At 46.1% G+C, this 19,364-nt stretch carries 12 protein-coding genes and 2 riboswitches; of the genes, 9 read left to right on the top strand and 3 right to left on the bottom strand.

Going from position 1 to position 19,364, the window contains the following annotated elements; translation table 11 throughout:
• Positions 1-112: 112 nt before the first annotated feature.
• Together KO473_RS07310 and KO473_RS07305 are read right to left on the bottom strand one after the other, a co-directional pair.
• Positions 113-1,801 (bottom strand): putative transporter, encoded by a 1,689-nt coding sequence (locus tag KO473_RS07310; protein WP_005777975.1) that lies wholly within the window; start codon positions 1,799-1,801, stop codon positions 113-115.
• A 12-nt stretch (positions 1,802-1,813) separates the two neighbouring features.
• Positions 1,814-2,035 carry a cysteine-rich CWC family protein gene (locus KO473_RS07305; RefSeq protein ID WP_229067049.1) on the bottom strand — a complete coding sequence of 74 codons (222 nt, stop codon included), beginning with the start codon at positions 2,033-2,035 and terminating at the stop codon, positions 1,814-1,816.
• 64 nt (positions 2,036-2,099) lie between these two features.
• Positions 2,100-2,309, bottom strand: a riboswitch (cobalamin riboswitch).
• Between the two features lie 753 nt (positions 2,310-3,062).
• Positions 3,063-3,306, top strand: a riboswitch (cobalamin riboswitch).
• 53 nt (positions 3,307-3,359) lie between these two features.
• Here KO473_RS07305 and KO473_RS07300 point away from each other — a divergent pair.
• The 9 genes from KO473_RS07300 (at position 3,360) to cbiD (ending at position 18,540) form a co-directional block, all read left to right on the top strand.
• Positions 3,360-5,075 (top strand): hypothetical protein, encoded by a 1,716-nt coding sequence (locus KO473_RS07300; protein ID WP_005820396.1) that lies wholly within the window; start codon positions 3,360-3,362, stop codon positions 5,073-5,075.
• 28 nt (positions 5,076-5,103) lie between these two features.
• The gene (locus KO473_RS07295) at positions 5,104-7,182 is read left to right on the top strand and encodes a TonB-dependent siderophore receptor (RefSeq protein WP_005820398.1); all 2,079 of its coding nucleotides are present in this window, start codon (positions 5,104-5,106) and stop codon (positions 7,180-7,182) included.
• A 3-nt stretch (positions 7,183-7,185) separates the two neighbouring features.
• On the top strand, positions 7,186-8,103 hold the full coding sequence (locus KO473_RS07290; protein WP_032537091.1) for a sirohydrochlorin cobaltochelatase: 918 nt from the start codon (positions 7,186-7,188) through the stop codon (positions 8,101-8,103).
• A complete protein-coding gene (locus tag KO473_RS07285; protein ID WP_005820402.1) occupies positions 8,100-10,454 on the top strand; it encodes a TonB-dependent siderophore receptor in 2,355 nt (784 codons plus the stop codon). Before KO473_RS07290 ends, KO473_RS07285 begins: the two co-directional genes overlap by 4 nt.
• Positions 10,454-11,926 (top strand): PepSY-associated TM helix domain-containing protein, encoded by a 1,473-nt coding sequence (locus KO473_RS07280; RefSeq protein ID WP_005820404.1) that lies wholly within the window; start codon positions 10,454-10,456, stop codon positions 11,924-11,926. The genes KO473_RS07285 and KO473_RS07280 overlap by 1 nt, the downstream gene beginning before the upstream one ends.
• A gap of 234 nt (positions 11,927-12,160) precedes the next feature.
• Positions 12,161-13,570 carry a precorrin-3B C(17)-methyltransferase gene (cobJ, locus tag KO473_RS07275; RefSeq protein ID WP_005806359.1) on the top strand — a complete coding sequence of 470 codons (1,410 nt, stop codon included), beginning with the start codon at positions 12,161-12,163 and terminating at the stop codon, positions 13,568-13,570.
• Between the two features lie 32 nt (positions 13,571-13,602).
• A complete protein-coding gene (locus KO473_RS07270) occupies positions 13,603-14,841 on the top strand; it encodes a bifunctional cobalt-precorrin-7 (C(5))-methyltransferase/cobalt-precorrin-6B (C(15))-methyltransferase (protein ID WP_005820406.1) in 1,239 nt (412 codons plus the stop codon).
• Positions 14,838-16,637 carry a precorrin-4 C(11)-methyltransferase gene (cobM, locus tag KO473_RS07265; RefSeq protein WP_005820408.1) on the top strand — a complete coding sequence of 600 codons (1,800 nt, stop codon included), beginning with the start codon at positions 14,838-14,840 and terminating at the stop codon, positions 16,635-16,637. The genes KO473_RS07270 and cobM overlap by 4 nt, the downstream gene beginning before the upstream one ends.
• Before the next feature lies 1 nt (position 16,638).
• Positions 16,639-18,540, top strand: a complete 1,902-nt coding sequence (gene cbiD, locus KO473_RS07260) for a cobalt-precorrin-5B (C(1))-methyltransferase CbiD (protein WP_005820410.1) — start codon at positions 16,639-16,641, stop codon at positions 18,538-18,540.
• A 6-nt stretch (positions 18,541-18,546) separates the two neighbouring features.
• Here cbiD and KO473_RS07255 read toward each other — a convergent pair whose 3' ends face one another.
• Entirely contained in the window at positions 18,547-19,221 is a 675-nt protein-coding gene (locus KO473_RS07255) for a DUF421 domain-containing protein (RefSeq protein ID WP_005820412.1), read from the bottom strand.
• Positions 19,222-19,364: the final 143 nt, after the last annotated feature.

Below are 19,364 nucleotides of genomic sequence, written 5' to 3'. Positions count from 1 at the left end.
CTTTTTTAAATCGGGCGCAAAAGTACAAAAAAGATAGGAAAGAAAGACATGATGCAACCTTTCATTTTATCCAAATCTTGTTTCGCACCGCGTAATGTTGTTATTTCTAAAGTTAACCTAATGCCAAAATAAGGATTTGTGCAGTAAGTACCCGCAGGAACATGGTCAATGGATAAACCGTGGCATAACCAACCGCAGGCGCATCGCACGAAGTCAGGTCATTACAATAAGCCAATGCCGGCGGATTGGTGGTCGATCCGGCCAGCACACCGATCAACGTGTAATAATTTAACTTAAAGACACAACGTCCGATGATTCCTGCCAATAACAGAGGAAGCACAGTGATAATGATGCCATAACCAATCCACACATAGCCTCCCTCATAAATAATTGTTTCTACAAACCCTCTGCCGGCTCCCAGTCCCACACAAGCCAGAAAAAGTGATATGCCGATTTCGCGAATCATCAGATTAGCACTCATTGTAGTGTAGGTAATCAGTTTATACTGCGGTCCAAAACGGCTGATAAGGATGGATACAATCAATGGTCCTCCTGCTAATCCCAGCTTGACAGGCTGAGGAATGCCGGGAAACATAAAAGGAAGACTCCCTAAAATACATCCTAAAGCAATACCCAGAAAAATAGGAATCAGATTGGGATGGTTCAGCCGTTTCATCGAATTACCCAATACTTTCTCAGCGTGGCTTACTGCTAACTCACTCCCCACAATGGTAACACGATCTCCCATTTGTAACTGTAGTTGCGGGGCGGCTACTAAATCAACTCCCGAACGATTGACACGAGTGACACTGGCACCAAAATTATTGCGGATCTTTAGCTGTGAAAGTGTTTTGCCGTTCAATTCTGGTTTAGTTATCAAAATACGGCGGGACACTAACTCCTTATTCAACTGCTCCCATTCCATATCAATCGGTTTACCAAAAAAAGCTGTGATAGCCTCCATATCTATTGGAGTGGCAATCACCAATATTTTATCCTGCAGGTGCAATACCGTATCAGAGTTGACCAGCTCCGTCTCTTTCTTTCCGTCATGGTGACGGATACGTGATACAACGAAATTGCGGTTTACCAACGGACGTATTTCTTTGATTCTTTTCCCTTCCAAGGCTTCATTTCTGACTTCCAGAGAAACAGGCCGGACAGTTAGTTCCTGTAGATGTCCCAACCCCTGCTCTGCGTGGGCTTCCTCTTGTTTTGTATTAATATGAAGAAGATATTTTAGTCCCAGCAAAGACAAAATACACCCTACCACTCCCAACGGATACGCCACGGCATATCCCAAAGCGATCTCCGGGGCATCAATTCCATTCAAATCACTATTTGCCTGTTGAGCCGCACCCAGTCCGGGAGTATTGGTTACCGCCCCTGAAAGGATGCCCACCATGGTCGTTATAGGTATACCTGTTATAAGATGTATGGAAACCGTAATAATGACTCCCGCGAAAACAACCGTCATAGCCAATACATTCAGTGTAAAACCTCCTTTCTTGAAAGCGGAAAAGAACCCTGGTCCCACTTGTAAACCAATGGAATAAACAAACAGAATCAGTCCGAATTCCTTCAGAAAATGAAGTAAGTGCTCGTCCAGGTTCAAATTAAAATGCCCGAATACAATGCCGACAAATAAAATCCAGGTGACTCCCAAAGAAATACCTGCCACTTTTATTTTAGCCAACATGATACCAAATGCAATGACAAGCGACAAAATAAGTACGGAGTGTGCCACTCCTCCACCCCATAGGTTGGGGTAACCTTCAAAAAGATTTCTTAAAAGTTCCATAGTATAATATAGTTAGATTCGTTCAATACTTAGCTTTCCGGAAGATGTGTCGTCCTTCACGCTATGTGCAATGTCCTCCAAGCATGAATGACACAAACAGTCTGTGTAATTTTCTTTAATATAAGCGTATTGGAATGCGTCCAGTTTTACACTTGCACAATGACACAACCTTATATTGTCATGCCGGCACTCAAAAGCAGCACCACAACGAGGACATACCTTTTTCATCGGCATACCACCTTTCCATCTTTTTTGAAGTTAATCTTTTTTCGTACTGCTTTCCTAATCCCACGAGTAAAAACAGCCTTTGATGAATGGCAGGTCTTCTGACTTACTCCTTATCCTGAAGCCTTCCCGATGTTTCAAATCCGACACCAGTGGCAAAAGATGTTTCCAAGATATATAAACGGAGCTTCACAGCAGCGGGACTGTTTGGGACTTACACCCAATTCCCTTTTAATCCGAATGACGAGAATCTTCATCCGAAACCAATTCGGAACAAAGATAAAGAAAAAAACAGAGCGGGGAAGAATAATCAATAAGAAATGTAAAATACAATCCCATTCAGCATCTTCCATCATTGACATTTTGACATTCTGTCATCTTGTATTTTCTATGTGGCTTGTAGCACATTTTTCGGAGTCTGTCCCAGGCTTCTCCGGAAAAAGCGCCGTATTTACAATTCTCCAAAAACAAAAGAACATTCGTGAACATATCTTCTAAGCAAATTAAAATGTATCCACTGTATTTTGTAGCATAAAGAATATAAATAACTAATATTACAATCCAAACGATTAATCCGGCCGAGCATCGAGACGAAGTCAATCAGCATAAGAAACAGAGCTTTTAGTGCCTCTTTTTAGAGTGTTAACCTCACCCGGATACAATGTTAACTTCCTCTGAACGCAATGTTAACTTCCTCCGAGTACGATGTTAACTTCATATAAAGACAATATTAACTTCCTAAAGGCAAGAAATCGATCATCTCTGATCATCCAAAGTATATTTAATCACAAAACAGTCCGGATATCGTATACTAATGCCATATTTATGCGGACTACTTTTCTATTTCACACATATAGAATTCTTCCCTTGTTTTAAAAACAGAGTAAATCCCTTCTTTCTGCTACAAATAAGCAGTAAACCGCGTCCTTTTGACTGAAAGACATCCGCCTTTCCCAATATAAAAGGCTTCACTTCTCCGATATACCTATAAATAAGTATATTCTTTAATTTATTTCTATATAAACTAATAAATGTATATCTTTGCCCCCGCTTAGGTGATGCAGTCGAAACATTCCGTTCGATGCATAAAAGGGAATCCGGTGAGAATCCGGAACAGTGCCCGCTACTGTGATCCTTTTTTTGTAAATATTCAATATTTGCAAAGAAAAAAATGAAAAGCATTCTGCATATATACCACTGTCTAAACTGAAAAATTATGATGGGAAGGTAGCTTTTTAAAAAGGATAGTCAGGAAACCTGCCTAAGTAAATATAGTCAATAGTGTTATCTCGGGGTCAGGATAGCCTTTTATTAACTCTTTTCTACTTAACTTATGAATAAGAAAAGCTTAAACTCTTTTTTAAAAGAGAGTTTTTGTACTTTATGTAAGAACATGAAGTACAAAAAGTCATCCATTGTAGTAAATGACATTTTATTCAAAACTACTAATCTGTTTATCTTATGTTTTTTATTTATTACATGTTTTATAAGTTGCCAAGATGAACAACTTATTCTTGAATCACCGGTATCCACACGTTCAATTCCAACTCCTACTTTTGATTGGGAAAATGCAGATTGGATGCCAACACCAAGTGGGCAAAGTCGCATACCAAGTCCTTGGGTAGGACAAGGAAGCATTGCATCAATTTATGGTATGGATGTGATTAATGACAGGAAATCCTCAGATGGATGGGTATTATTATATAATACATTCGAAACCAAAGCTTCCGGTCCACTAGTTAATCCCTACTTTATACTTTATAATAAATACCGTGGAATCATGCGTATTTTTCTTTATACTACAACTCAATTTATCTCACCATCGACCTATCTTCAAGATGGGATTTCAATCATCTCTAATCATAAATCATCTCTACTCAATTTTATGGGAGAAGCTATAGTAGATGGAAGTAAAAACAAAGAAACTTACTCACAAATGCAACCAGCTCCAGATGACGGTTCACTTCCATTGGCATCTAACAAATGGTATATGATGCAATATGAATTAGCATATGATGAACAAATAGCACAATTACCTTATAACTCAATTCAGTTAAACTGGTATATGAATTATTATAATGTTGAAAAGATTGATCTAAATGGGGACTTCGTTGGAACAATTAAAAGTGCTATAGGTTCATCATCTGGGAATAACATTTTTTCAGGATTAGGAAATGTAGGCAAAGTAACAGGAACAGGTATCTTAGCAGGCATTGGAGATAATTTTTTATATAAAAACACCATAAATGAAGAGACTGGAGAGAATAAGTTAGGTTTGCCCAAAAGTATATTCAAATCTGCGGTAAAAGGTATTAAAAGTGCTATTTCCAAAAGTTCTAGTGATCTTCCTGGCGCCATTATAGGTGCCTTTAGTGCAATGTTTAGTAGTGGAAATGGAGAGAGTAAGTTAATCAACTTAAATATAGATGCTAAAATTACATTAGAAGGTACTGCTAAAAGTAGTGGTTCATTTCCTGGTAGTCCTATATCCTTTTGGATTCCAGGAACCTCTATACCATCTTCTGCAACAGGATATATACCTTATTATCAAGAATCATTAGGTGTATTTAATTTTATAGGAAAGCCCAAAATAGAAGTCACAGGGAAGGGAGAATACATTTACTATGATTATTTTGACGAAACTCCTGTTTGGGCTACATTAAACTTCCCCAAACTAGATCTTTCACAGTATATAAGAATTAATCCAACCTTAAAAAATATAGCAGATATACAAATAAGAGAAGCAAATTTTTTACTTGTTCCATATGTCGTTAAAGACTACTCAGATATGAATGTAGTATCAGTAACATGTGATAGTATAGGGGAAGGGTACATTAATACCTACACAACGAAATACTATGTAAACCCGACTGAAATCTTTTATAGATTTGAAGATGGTCCAAGTCCAGAATCAGCCTTTGATTTTTATGCTCGGATAATTCTTGATGTTAAGCCATATAATGGTAGTCCCACAATCACGATAGAAAAATTATTTTTATTAGAACAAGATTTTTCTAAAGTAAATGTAACAATGCGTAATTATCACTGATAATAATTCATAATATATATACAATAAAATGAGAAACAAAAGATGCTTACTGACCATTCTCTTGGGAGGATGTGCAGCGGTGGGTGCGTTTGCACAGCAACACGCAACAGGCAAAGACAAAGAGATGACTGTGGACCTGAACCCTGTAGTTGTGACAGGTACCGGTACACACCAAAGACTGAAAAACACACCGGCTCCGGTGGAAGTAGTAACTGCCAACGAAATAAAGAAAGCCGGTATCACAGACTTTCAGCAGGCAATGACCATGCTCGTTCCTTCCCTTTCATTCTCTACCAACTCAATGGGTTCTTACCTGATGATGAACGGCCTCTCTAACAAATATGTACTTATACTGATTAATGGCCGAAAACTGACAGGAGACATATCCAATAACATCGACCTTTCGCGCATCGACATGAGCCGCGTGAAACGCATCGAGGTGCTTGACGGCGCAGGTTCATCACTTTATGGTTCTGATGCCATTGCAGGTGTAATCAACATCATCACCAATGAACCGAAAGAACTGATGCAGGTGACTTCTACCACCCGATATGAAGATCATCGCCAACTGACACAAATGGTAAATGCGGACATCGCTACCGAAAAGTTCGGTTCGTATACCTCCTACAAACATGAACAAAGCGCAGGGTGGAGAAACAGTGACTTAGCATACGTAACAGATAGTAAAACAGGAGCAGTATCAACTATTCCCACCGTATCGCCTACATCCAATGGCTTCCACTCAAATTTAGTAAATCAAAAGTTCACTTTCCAACCGACTGAGAAGCTCTCTTTCTATGCTAATGGAGGTTACTACTGGAAATTAACAGATCGCCCTGTATACGATAAAAGTATCGACGGAGGTTCTAAATATGACTTGCATTACGAATCATATAACTTCGGTGTAGGCGGACGCTATAAAATCAATAAGCGTTCTTCTATTCAGTTGGATTTGATGAATGACAACTACATGCAAAATTATAAATATACTGTGGCTGACGACAAAAGCAAGATTGCCATCGGAGACTATGCCAAAACTAAAGAACAACATTTCTATGACGCAGAGTTAAAAGGTATCTTCAATTTTGCCAGAAACAATATGACTGTAGTCGGAGTAGATTACCGTTCAGAAAGCCTGGACCGTCCCAGTACAAAGGTAGATAAGTCTGTGTATACAGCATCTGCTTATGCGCAACACGAAATTAAATTATGGAATTGTCTGACCGGTATTGCCGGTGTACGCTACGATTATCACGAACTGGCAGGAGGACGCTTTACTCCGAAAGTGGCTGTGATGTATTCAGTAGGTGCTTTCAATATTCGTGGTACTTACTCCACCGGTTACCGTGCCCCTGGTCTGGACGAACTTTATTATTATATGAATAAAGGCAAAACGATCACACAAGGTAATAAAGATTTGAAAGCAGAACACAGTAATTATTATTCTGTTAACTTGGAATACAATACAAACCGCTTAAATGTCTCTGTTACCGGTTATTTGAATTATATAGATGATATGATTAATTCTACTACATATAAACTTGCAGATCTTCCTAACGGTGAAGAGTTACGTGCTCAGGCCCAAAAAGAGTTCAACCTGACAGACTCTGAAACAAAAGCGTTAGCTAACTACAAACTCTACGGCAACCTCGACAAAGGTGTTGTCAGAGGTTTTGAAGTAAACGCAGCCACCAACCTCGGTGCAGGCTTCAGCCTGAATGGAAACTATGCTTTCGCTTATGCACGTGGTAAAAGTGTGGACGGTGTGTGGGGTAACATCGAACGCTCGGTACGCCATACAGGAACCGTAGCGGGGAATTACAGCCATTCCTGGGATGACTATCTGCTGAACATCAACATCAACGGACGTTTCCAGAGCAAACGCTTCCATCCGGGACACAGCTATGGTGACGCTCCGGGTTATGGGGTGTGGAACCTGAACGTGAAACATTCACTGACAGGATTCGAACACCTGGGACTGGACTTCGGCATGGGGCTCGACAACATTTTCAACAAACGTGATACCCGTCCCAATGGCGTTAACTACGCACTTCTTTCTCCGGGACGTATGGCATATGTAAGTTTAACTCTCCGATTCAAGAAATAACCAATGAAAACATCTATTCTCTCTTTACTCTTGTTAGTTTCCCTCTTCTGCTCCGCGCACGAAGGGGGAAACTTCGTGGCCTCCGATATGCTGGCCACCATGCAACCGGGCGATAAAGCCGCCCTTCTTATGGTACACTTCGGTACTACATACGATGACACCCGTACCAAAACAATCGATGCCATCAATGCCAAAGCCAAAGAAGCATTCCCACAACTGGAAATGCGCGAGGCTTATACTTCACGTATTGTCATGCGCCGCCTCAAAGCTCGCGGCATTGAGAAACCCAGTCCACTGGAAGCACTGTTGAAACTTCTCGGAGATGGCTATACACATGTCATTGTGCAGAGTACTAACATTATAGAAGGTGTTGAGATGGAGTCGTTGAGACGTGACGTAGCCTCAGTAGCGTCATTCTTTAAAGAGATCCGGGTAGGTAACCCTCTTCTTTATTCGGTAGAAGACGCTGAGGCTGTAGTGGATATCCTGGGCAACAGCAAGCCGGAAAAAGGCAGTGTGGTCCTCGTCGGACATGGCACTTATACCCCAAGTACAGCTACTTATGCCATGATCGACTATATGCTGAAAGCCAAAGGATTGAAAAACTTTCATGTAGGTACCATCGAAGGTTACCCTACATTCGACACCATGCTTCAGCAACTGAAGGATAACAAAACCAAGCAAGTGACATTGGTTCCCTTTATGTTTGTAGCAGGTGACCATGCCAACAACGACATTGCCGTCGACTGGAAAGAAGCTCTTGAAAAGGAAGGCTTGAAAGTAGATGTACGTATGCAGGGATTGGGTGAAATACCCGCTATCCAACAACTGTTTATCGACCATGCCCGGTTTATGCTGAAGCACAAAATGGTGGACATTATGAAGAAAAAAGCCAAATATGCAAAAGAAAAAGACGAATGAAAAGAGTGATATTAATGGCAATAGGCAGTGCACTATTGCTCCCCTCGCAGGCACAGCTGCAAAACAAAAAATATACCAACTTCAATGATTCTATATTCTCAATCAACGAAGTAGTAGTGGCAACCAACTACAGACGAAAGACCGATGCCCTGAAACTGGATGTTCCCGCCAAGTTCATTCCCATTTCAACCAATTCAATCACTTCCGGGATGCTTGAGAAACGAAATATCCGGGACATACAGGAAGCTGCCCGTTTCCTCCCGGGTGTACGCTTCCGCACCTCCTACGGAGCCTTTACGCAGTTCTCCATCCGCGGATTCGATAATTCCGTGATTATGGTGGACGGAGTGCGTGACGAACGTTCATCCATCGACAATTCCTATCCGTTTATGGACCTGTCTTCCGTTGAAAGTATCGAATTGCTGAAAGGTCCGGCTTCGGTACTTTACGGACAGTCCGCCGTAGGTGGCGTTCTCAACATTGTCCGTAAAGCTCCCGTAAGCAAACAAAGCGTATACGCACGTCTCGCTTATGGCAGTTATTATAACAAACAGGCTACAATGGCGTTAGGCGGCAAACTGGTAGGTCCCCTAAACTATCGTGCAAGCGTCAACTGGCAAGATCAGGAAGGATGGAGAAGTAATGCTACCAAACGTCTTTCTGGATACCTGGCCCTTGGCGGACATCTGACTGAAAGCGACGAACTGGACATCCGTATCGGCGCCAACCGCGATTTCTATCCGACCGAGATCGGTTTACCTCCCACAATGTCTTATGATATACTCTCAGCCACAGACGGCAGCAAATACCTAAGCAAAGGAGATGCCCTGCCCGGACTGAACAAAAAAGCCCGCTACAACAGTGAATCGGACTTTATGTACAACCGTGGTTTCAACATATCCGTCCTGTATAAACACACCTTCAGCGAAGCGTTCAAGCTGATGGACAAACTCTCTTATACGTATGACGATATTGATTACTTCGGTACCGAGTCATTGGACTATCTGACAAGTGACAGCCCTATTTATGATCATTATTACATGACCAAAGACGAGCAAGGTAACGACACCAAAAAGTATATCTGTCTGGATTCCATCTATTACAGTTATCCGCTACGCTTCTCACATATCGCTAAAACAGTGAACAACCAACTGGAAGCAAGCGGTAAGTTCTATACCGGAGACATTGTGCACAACTATCTGGGCGGTTACTCTTTTGTATCCCTGATGCGTGAATCTTACATGGCTTATCGTAATAAAAGCACTGGAGCCACCGGCCCCGGAACCACAGGACACGGTTCGGTATATAATCCACACAGCATTGGCTGGATGGAAGCGCCTTTCAGATTTGTCACCGCACAGAAAACATTCACCCACGGATTTTACCTGCAAGACCTGGTGGAGTTCAGTGATAAACTGAAAATGATGCTGGCAGGACGTTATGACTTGTTCATGTACAAGACCGCCAACCTGAACACCAGCGACGGAGGACGCCATTATGACAAACCGGATGACGATGCATATAACAAAATCACCAACGGTGCCTTTACGTTCCGTGCCGGATTGGTGTATCTGCCTATTGACAAAGTGTCCATTTATGGTTCATACGGTACTTACTTCAAACCTATCCGCGCATTTTATGACGCTAATACCATTTACATTGATAAGGATGGTAAAGAGTTTATTCCGATAAATGGTAAAGAGGTATTCAAGCCGGAGAAAGGTTTCCAGGTAGAAGTGGGAGCACGATACGAGATCACACGTACATTGCAGGCTAACGTAAGCTTGTTCTATATTAATAAAGATAATATCCGCCAGACTCTTGCAAACAAAGGAGACATTGCCAATGGTGTAGAACTGGACAAAAAAGTTGTAGGGCAAGTGGGTAGAATGGATTCCAAAGGATTCGATATTGATATTACCTGGAGTCCTATTTACAACCTGTCTATGAGTGCCGGATACGGATACACCGACGCCAAAGTGCGTGACCTGGCCAACAACCCTTATATGCAGACAAACGCAAGCGAAGGCAAGCAGTATGCTTATATCCCTAAAAATACTTTCTACGCTTTCGGTGCCTATACGGTTTCAAAAGGTATGCTGAAAGGTTTGGGAGTGAATCTCTCTACCAGTTTCCAGGACAAAGTGTACCGCAACTCAGACAATACAAGTTCGTTCGATGCTTACTGGCTGACCGACCTCGGTCTCTCTTATACATTAAAGAGCAATGTGCGTCTGGGAGTCAACGTCAACAATCTGTTCAACAAGGAATACTGCAACCAGGCACTTGGCAATCAATTGATACCAAGCATGCCACGTAATTTCATGCTTTCTGCGTCTTATACTTTATAATGATGATCACGAAATTGATGTATACCATTCACAGGGTACTGGGCACACTGCTCAGTATCCTGTTTTTAGTTTGGTTCCTATCAGCTTTTGTCATGATGTACCACGGATTTCCACGTGCATCTCAAGCTGAAAAATTAGAGAAACTGGAACCCCTGTCTCCTTCACTGCCTTCTGTCGGCGAAATCACTTCCCGACTGCCCGAAGGTGAAAAAGTGAAAGGAATCCGGATAGACCGACACCTCGGACAGACCGTCTTCCACATCCGCACGGACAAAGGTGAACATAATCTGCCCGCTGACTCTGCTCAGGTACTACCATCTGTAGACGGATCCCGTATCCGCCGGATAGCGTCCCTATGGTGCAGTGCACCGGTGGAGCGGATAGATACGCTGAACCGGCTCGACCAATGGATTCCGTTCGGTAGCCTGAAGAAGGAGTTTCCCATTTATAAGTTCCATTTTGCCGATGCGGAGAGACACCAGTTATACATCGGCTCACAAAGTGGAGAAGTATTGCAGTTCACCACCCGTAACGAACGTTTCTGGGCATGGCTGGGGGCTATTCCACATTGGGTTTACTTCACCTGGCTCCGGCAAGATGCCGCTTTATGGAGCGTCACGGTGATCTGGCTGTCGGGCATTGGCTGCCTGATGACGATTGCAGGACTGTGGGTAGGTATCGACATCTGGCGCCGCTCACGCAAACAGGGAAAAGGTTTCTCTCCCTATCGCAAAAAGTGGTATCACTGGCATTATGTGACGGGAATCGTTTTCGGCCTCTTCGTGCTGACATTCTGTTTCAGCGGAATGATGTCACTGGCAGAAGTTCCGTCCTGGATCAGCAAACCGGTATTGGATAAAAATCCCACACGCGAAATAAAGAAAGGAGCACCGAGGTTAGAGCAGTATGTGCTGGATTACCGCCGGATATTAACCGAATATCCCGACGTACGCCAGATAGAATGGAGTAATTTCCGCTCGCAACCTTACTATATAGTAAAACGAAGTGAAGGAGATCTATATATCGATGCATCGGACTCCCTGTCGCGCCCGCTGAAACTGGACGAAAAGCAGATAACGGATGCCGTGAGAGCCATACATGGTGACAGCGCCCGGCTACATGCAGCACTGATCAACGAATTTGAAACCTACTACAGGGATATGACCCGAATGTACCGTAACCGCAGTCTGTTGCCCGTCTGGAAAGTCACTGTCGGCGACGCAGACAAGAGTTGTTACTACATCCATCCGGAAACGGGCACCGTACGATATGTGAACGATACGGCCCGTTGGAAATACTGGATGTACACTGCCCTGCACCGCTTACGCATACAGGGGCTGAACTCTTCGCCTACACTCCGTAAAACCGTTCTTTGGGTACTATTGCTGGGCGGTACTGTCTGTTCGCTGAGTGGTGTAGTACTCGGAGTGAGGTACATCGAACGTAAATGCAGAAAGAAAATAAAAAGATAAAATGAAAGGGTCCACCCATCTTTATGTTCCCGAATAAAAGGCTAAAAACGGATTAATCCGTATCTTTGCTACATAGTTTCTCTAAATCAGGAATAGGAAATGAATCAGGTTCACCACAGAGGACACAGAGGACACAGAGTTTTAATCTCTTGTTTATATGGATGTTTAAGAGAAAGATATTCTCTGTGTCCTCTGTGTCCTCTGTGGTGAATAATACTCAAAACCATTGCAATTATGAAACAACCCAAGATAATCGTAGCCGGCATCGGGCCGGGAAGTGAACAGGATATTACCCCTGCGGTGCTCGCTGCCGTGAGTGAAGCAGATGTAGTGGTGGGATACAAGTATTATTTTCGTTTTATCCGTGACTTTGTCCGTCCGGATGCCGAATGTATCGACACCGGAATGAAGCGCGAACGGGTTCGTGCCGAACAAGCTTTCGAATACGCCGAACAAGGCAAAACAGTCTGCGTCATCAGTTCGGGCGATGCAGGTATCTATGGCATGACTCCCTTGATATATGAAATGAAACGCGAACGACAGAGCGATGTGGAAATCATCGCCTTGCCCGGAATCAGTGCTTTCCAAAAAGCTGCCTCCCTGCTGGGTGCTCCGGTAGGACACGATTTCTGCGTCATCTCCCTCTCCGACCTGATGACTCCGTGGGAACGCATTGAACGCCGTATCATCGCCGCCGCACAAGCCGATTTTGTAACTGCCGTCTACAACCCCAAAAGCGAAGGACGCTACTGGCAGCTATACCGCCTCCGGGAATTGTTTCTGCAGGAAGGGCGCTCGCCGGAGACTCCGGTGGGATATGTCCGCCAGGCGGGCAGAGATGAACAGGAAATACACGTAACGACTCTTTCCGCATTCGATCCGGAAGAAGTAGACATGTTCACGGTCATCATCATTGGTAATTCGCAAACCTACTCTTTCGGTGAAACGATGATTACTCCCCGCGGGTATTATCGTGAGACAAAAGAAGACGCAACCGGCATCGGACAGGATATTATGATACGCAGTTTCCGTACCATCGATGGAGAATTGAAAAACAAAAACATCCCGCTCGACCATAAATGGGCTTTGCTCCATGCCATCCACACAACGGCGGACTTTGATATGGAAAAATTACTCTACACCGACCCCGGTGCAGTGGCTTCACTTTATCATGCCATCGGTGAGGGAAAATTGAAAACGATTGTCACAGATGTGACCATGGCTGCATCCGGCATTCGCAAAGGTGCCTTGCAACGTCTGGGTGTCGAGGTAAAATGTTACCTGAATGATGAAAGGGTAGCAGAAATGGCTGCCTCTAAAGGCATCACCCGCACACAAGCCGGTATCCGCCTGGCCGTAGAAGAACACCCGGACGCTCTATTCGTATTTGGCAATGCTCCCACGGCACTCATGGAACTGTGCGACCTGATCCGCAAAGAGAGAGCGCACCCGTCCGGCATCGTTGCCGCTCCCGTAGGTTTTGTCCACGTACAGGAGTCCAAGCACATGACCAAACCCTTCGTTCACATCCCCAAACTGATTGTAGAAGGCCGTAAAGGAGGCAGCAACCTGGCAGCCACACTGGTCAACGCCATCCTCTGTTATCCGGATGCCGAACAATTAAGACCAGGAAGAGACGTTTAAAAGGAGAGAAAACCCATTAGAAACTTAAAGACATGACAGATCACCATCATCCCACCCAATTCATTGTCATCGGTCTGGACGACAGCCCTGCTCCTTATCTCCCACCCTCGATACAGGTACTGATACGCGAGGGTAAGGTCTTTTCTGGGGGCTTGCGTCACCATGACATCATCTCCGCCTTCCTTCCCGAAGGGGCGGAATGGATCGATATCACTGTCCCTCTCGACGCGGTATTTGCCCGTTACGAGGCCTACGACCACATTGTTGTCTTCGCTTCGGGCGACCCGCTCTTTTTCGGATTCGCCAATACCATCCGCCGGCGTTTGCCCGAGGCGAGGATACAACTTTATCCTACCTTCAACTCCCTGCAAACACTGGCTCACCGATTAGTCATGCCTTATGACGACATGCGCACCGTATCCCTCACAGGGCGTCCCTGGCATGAATTTGACCGGGCACTGATAGAACGCACACCGAAAATGGGCATTCTCACCGACAGGGAACACACCCCTGCCGCTATAGCCCGACGTATGTTGGACTATGGCTACACTCATTATACGATGTACGTCGGCGAACATCTGGGCAACCCGGAACGGGAACGTATCCGCCGGCTGGAACTTCAAGAGGCGGCAGAACTGACCTTTGAATATCCCAACTGCCTGATTGTCCATCAGTACCCCGACACCTATACTCCTCCCCACCCCGGAGCGCGTATAAGTCTCCCTCCACTCGGAATCCCCGATGAAGAGTTCGAACTGCTGGACGGGCGCACCAGGATGATCACCAAAGCTCCCATCCGTCTGCTTACACTCAGTGCGCTGGAACTGAATCGCCGCGTCTCTTTCTGGGATGTCGGTTTCTGTACCGGCTCCGTATCCATCGAAGCCAAACTGCAATTCCCGCACCTGCACGTTACCTCCTTTGAGATCCGTCCCGAAGGACAAAGACTGATGGAGGTCAACAGCCGGCGTTTCGGCACTCCGGGCATCACCATCCTCATAGGTGATTTCCTTGAAGCCGACCTCGACACCATTTCCCGCCCCGATGCCGTCTTTATCGGCGGGCATGGCGGACATCTGAAGGAGATGATTGCACGCATCTCCCATTACCTCCTTCCGGGAGGATGCATTGTCTTCAACTCCGTATCCGAAGAAAGCAAGTCGCTCTTTATCGAAGGGATAAGAGAAGCCGGACTCCGGCTCCTCAGCGGAACAAGAATTGCCGTCAATGAATACAACCCCATTGAAATACTCAAAGCCGAACAACAATGAAAACAGCTATTATCGTAATATCAGAAGCCAGCATATCCATGGCGAAAACCCTCAAGCAGGAACTACCTGAGTCTGAAATTTTCTCTACCATCGCAAATGCCGACTGCCGGCATATCCCGGCCCTTCAGGAGGCAGTTCCACAACTGTTCCGCGACTCCGACGCACTTATCTTTATCGGGGCGATGGGCATTTGCGTGCGTGCCATCGCTCCCTGCATTGAAGATAAGAAGACAGATCCCGCCGTGCTATGCGTAGACAGTACGGGACGCTACGTCATTTCCGTACTCTCCGGACACGTCGGCGGTGCCAACGGACTCACCCAATATGTGGCAGGCATTCTGGGTGCCGAACCTGTCATCACCACCCGTAGCGACCGCACCGGACTCTGGGCACTCGACACCCTCGGAAAGAAATACGACTGGCAGCCCATCCCCGGCGAAAACTGCGACATGAACCACCTGATCTCCCTTTTCGTCGACCGTGCACCGACCGCTCTGTTACTCGATATTCGTGACGAAGGCACTGCCCAACTGGAACACACCTTGCCGTCACACGTAGATGTGTTCTATAACTTCAAGGACATAGATACCGGCAAATACCGCCTGTTGCTGCTCGTCACTCCTTATTTGTATGAAACTTCCGGCATGCAAGCACTCTACTATGTACCCAAAGTGCTGCACATGGGTATGGGACTGGCACGTAACGCCGGCCCGAAGAATGCCGTCATCACCCGCCTGATGAACACCTTACTGGAGGCAAACATCATACCTGCCGCCATTCGGACCATCTCCTCCATCGAAGAGAAAAAGCATGAAGAAGTACTGAAACTGCTTGCCGATGCTTATGAACTGCACTTGTACACAGCCAGCCAACTCAGCCAGGTAGATGTACCTACCCCAAGCGAGGTAGTCGATAAATACATGGGTACGCCCAGCGTATCCGAAGCCTCAGCCTTGCTGACAGCCGGAGGCGGCCCGCTGATTCTGCCGAAGCAGAAATGTGAGAACTTTACCGTTGCCATCGCCCTGGACAGCGCAGCCGTACGCCAAGGGCACATCGAAATTGTGGGAGCCGGTCCCGGCGATCCCGAACTGATTTCGGTACGCGGACGCCGTTTCCTTGAAGAAGCCGACCTGATTCTCTATGCCGGTAGCCTCGTCCCGCGCGAACTGACCGAATGTGCCAAAGCCGGAGCCACCATACGCAGTTCGGCGTCCATGACTCTTGAAGAACAGTTTGCCCTGATGAAAGACTTTTACGACCGCGGACAGCTGGTAGTCCGTCTGCATACGGGCGATCCCTGCATCTATGGTGCTATCCAGGAACAGATGAACTTCTTCGACCGATACGGCATGCGTTATCACATCACTCCGGGCATCTCGTCATTCCAGGCCGCGGCCGCTGCCTTGCAATCACAGTTCACCATCCCCGAGAAAGTACAAACCATCATCCTCACCCGAGGCGAAGGACGCACGCCCATGCCCGAGAAAGAGAAACTCAGCCTGCTGGCACGTTCGCAAAGCACCATGTGCATCTTCCTCAGTGCGGGTGTGATCGATCAGGTTCAACAGGAATTACTTGAACATTATCCTCCCACTACCCCCGTTGCCGCTTGTTATCATCTGACGTGGAAAGACGAACGCATCTATCGTGGCGAGCTGAAGGATCTGGCACAAATCGTAAAGGAGAACAACCTGACACTGACCACCATGATTGTCGTAGGCGACGCCATCGACAACCGTGAAGGATTATCACGCCTGTACTCACACCAATTCAAACATCTATTCCGTAAATAAAATGATACTGATATTAGGAGGAACAACCGAAGGAAAGAAGGCCGTCGGCATTGCCGAAGAAGCCGGAAAAACTTATTACTATTCAACCAAAGGAGACGAACAGGAAATCAGCCTGCAACACGGAATACGGCTCACAGGTGCGCTGACCCAGACCACCATGAAAGCCTTCTGCCGAAAGAACGGTATCCGCCTGCTGGTGGATGCCGCCCATCCCTTTGCAGAACAACTGCACGCAACGGTCACCGCCGTTTCACAAGCGCTCGGCATCCCTTGCGTTCGGTACGAACGCATGTATGATGACCTGTTCAAGCTGTTTAATGAAGAGATGTACGATGAATATCCGCTCAAATTGAGGGAAAAGTACGAAGAACTGTCAGAGTTACTCAACGAAGAAGGTATACATCGGGTACTTGCCCTGACCGGGGTCCAGTCCATCCCCAAACTAAAACCCTTCTGGAAGAAAAAGGAAAGTGAGTGTTACTTCCGCATTCTCGACCGCGAAAGCTCCCGCGAGATAGTCCGGAAGGCAGGCTTTCCCGAAGACCGCCTGGTCTATTATACTCCCGGCAAAGAGAACCTGCCCGAACTCCTCCGGCAACTCTCTCCGGAAGTCGTTCTTCTGAAAGAAAGCGGCGTGTCCGGAGGATTCTCCGAGAAAGTGAACATCATTACCGAACAGGGAATCCGTCTTTATATCCTTCTTCGCCCTTCTCTGCCCCCGTATGACCAGACAGTGAATGGAGTGAATGGAATGCGCCGTGCCATCGAGCACTTTCTGCCCGACTTCCTGCCCCTGCGCAGCGGACTTACCACCGGGACATGCGCAACCGCAGCCGCCAGCGCAGCTCTGCGGAAACTCCTGTCGCCCATACCCGGAAATAGAATAAAAGATGTTTCCGTTTTGCTCCCCAACGGAGAAAAGATTGCCGTCCCTGTCCATTCCGTTACCGGCTCGTTCACTGACCGGCGCATGGAAGTCTCCTGCACTGTGATCAAAGACGGAGGCGATGATCCCGATGTCACGAACGGGCTACCCATTGTAGCTACCGTATCCATCGATATTTCTGAAGAAAAGCCGCACACCGGAGGTGAGCGGCAACAGGTTATACAAATCCACGGCGGACAGGGTGTCGGTACCGTCACCCTACCCGGATTGGGACTGGAAGTAGGCGGACCGGCCATCAACACCACTCCCCGGCAAATGATTACAGAAAATCTGCTGCACATCCTTGACAGACACCCCCCCGTGCCCACTGCCCCCATACATGTCACCATCTCTGTCCCCGGAGGCGAAGAGGTTGCCGCTCGCACCTTCAATCCCCGCCTCGGTGTTGTAGGTGGCATTTCCATTATCGGCACCAGCGGTATTGTGAAGCCATTTTCTTCCGAAGCATTTGTCAATTCCATCCGCAAAGAAATGTCGGTAGCCCGGGCTACAGGTTCTCCCCGCATCGTCATCAATTCGGGTGCCAAGAGCGAGAAATACATCCGCAGTCTCTACCCTGAATTACCCTCACAGGCTTTCGTCCATTATGGTAACTTCATTGGTGAAACCATTCGGATCGCTGCCGAACTCGACATCCGGCAACTCACGTTGGGGGTTATGATCGGTAAAGCCGTAAAGCTGGCAGAAGGACATCTCGACACGCATAGCAAAAAAGTAACGATGAATAAGGAATTCCTGAAAGAGATAGCCCGTCAGTCCGGGTGCAACACTGCCACTGTAACAGCCATCGAAGGCATCACGTTGGCACGGGAACTTTGGGAACTCCTGCCCGAAGCGGAACTTCAGGCATTTTGTTCATTACTGATCGAACAATGCCATCGCCATTGCGACCCACTGTTGCCCGACGGAGAACTGACTATTCTGCTGATAACGGAAGAAGGGAAAGTGATTCGTTAACTGATTTTAATTACACACATCATTCTCTTCTTTGCCTATGATACCATTTTCCGAGTTTTTCTTTGCAACATAGAAACCACGTCCGGGCGTCCACTCCACACAAAACAATTCACTGACGTCCGGATACCCCTGCCGGGCAAGATTATCCTTCAGCCACTCTTCCGTTTTACCGGCACTCTCCAATGAAGAATCCAGCACTGAGCCACTGTTTACGAAAAGATACGATTCCGATTTGGAATTGCGGGTCGATACCGTAAGTTGCCCGTTTGTTTCAAAGCGCACATCATCCACATCCATCATCGAGAAGATGCCATTCTCACGCAAAAGGGTACGGAACTGTTCCATTTCCAGCCCGTTTCGTTTAAATTCTTTCAGATTAATCTGACCATTGCGGACAATCATCACCGTATCTCCCTTTATAAGGCGACGCAACGTTTTGAAACGAAGCAGATAGCGAATACCCATGTTGAAACAGGTCCACACCCCCAAAGAGAAAACGAGTTGCCATGCCGATACATCGGGACTATAGATAACACCTCCGACGAGCGCACCCAGCACAAAAGCATTGACTGAATCAAGAGGAGTCAGTTGCGCCATCTGTGTTTTACCGGAGATACGAAGAAAGAAGAGCACGCCCAGCATGCCTACCACAATTTTGACTATAATAGTAAGGTACATCATCTGCAATAATAGGATTTAATTTTACAAATAACAACATCCGAAACGAGATTTTGTTTACGAGCAGACCAAATTCTTCCCTCTCTTGTCACCACAAACATAGCAATCAGACTAATCCTACCAGTATACTCCCATTTACACTCTTG

It is taken from the genome of Bacteroides sp. HF-4919 (assembly GCF_018860125.1).
The sequence above is the reverse complement of the archived record's forward strand: the minus strand, read 5'-3'. Positions and strand labels throughout refer to the sequence as shown.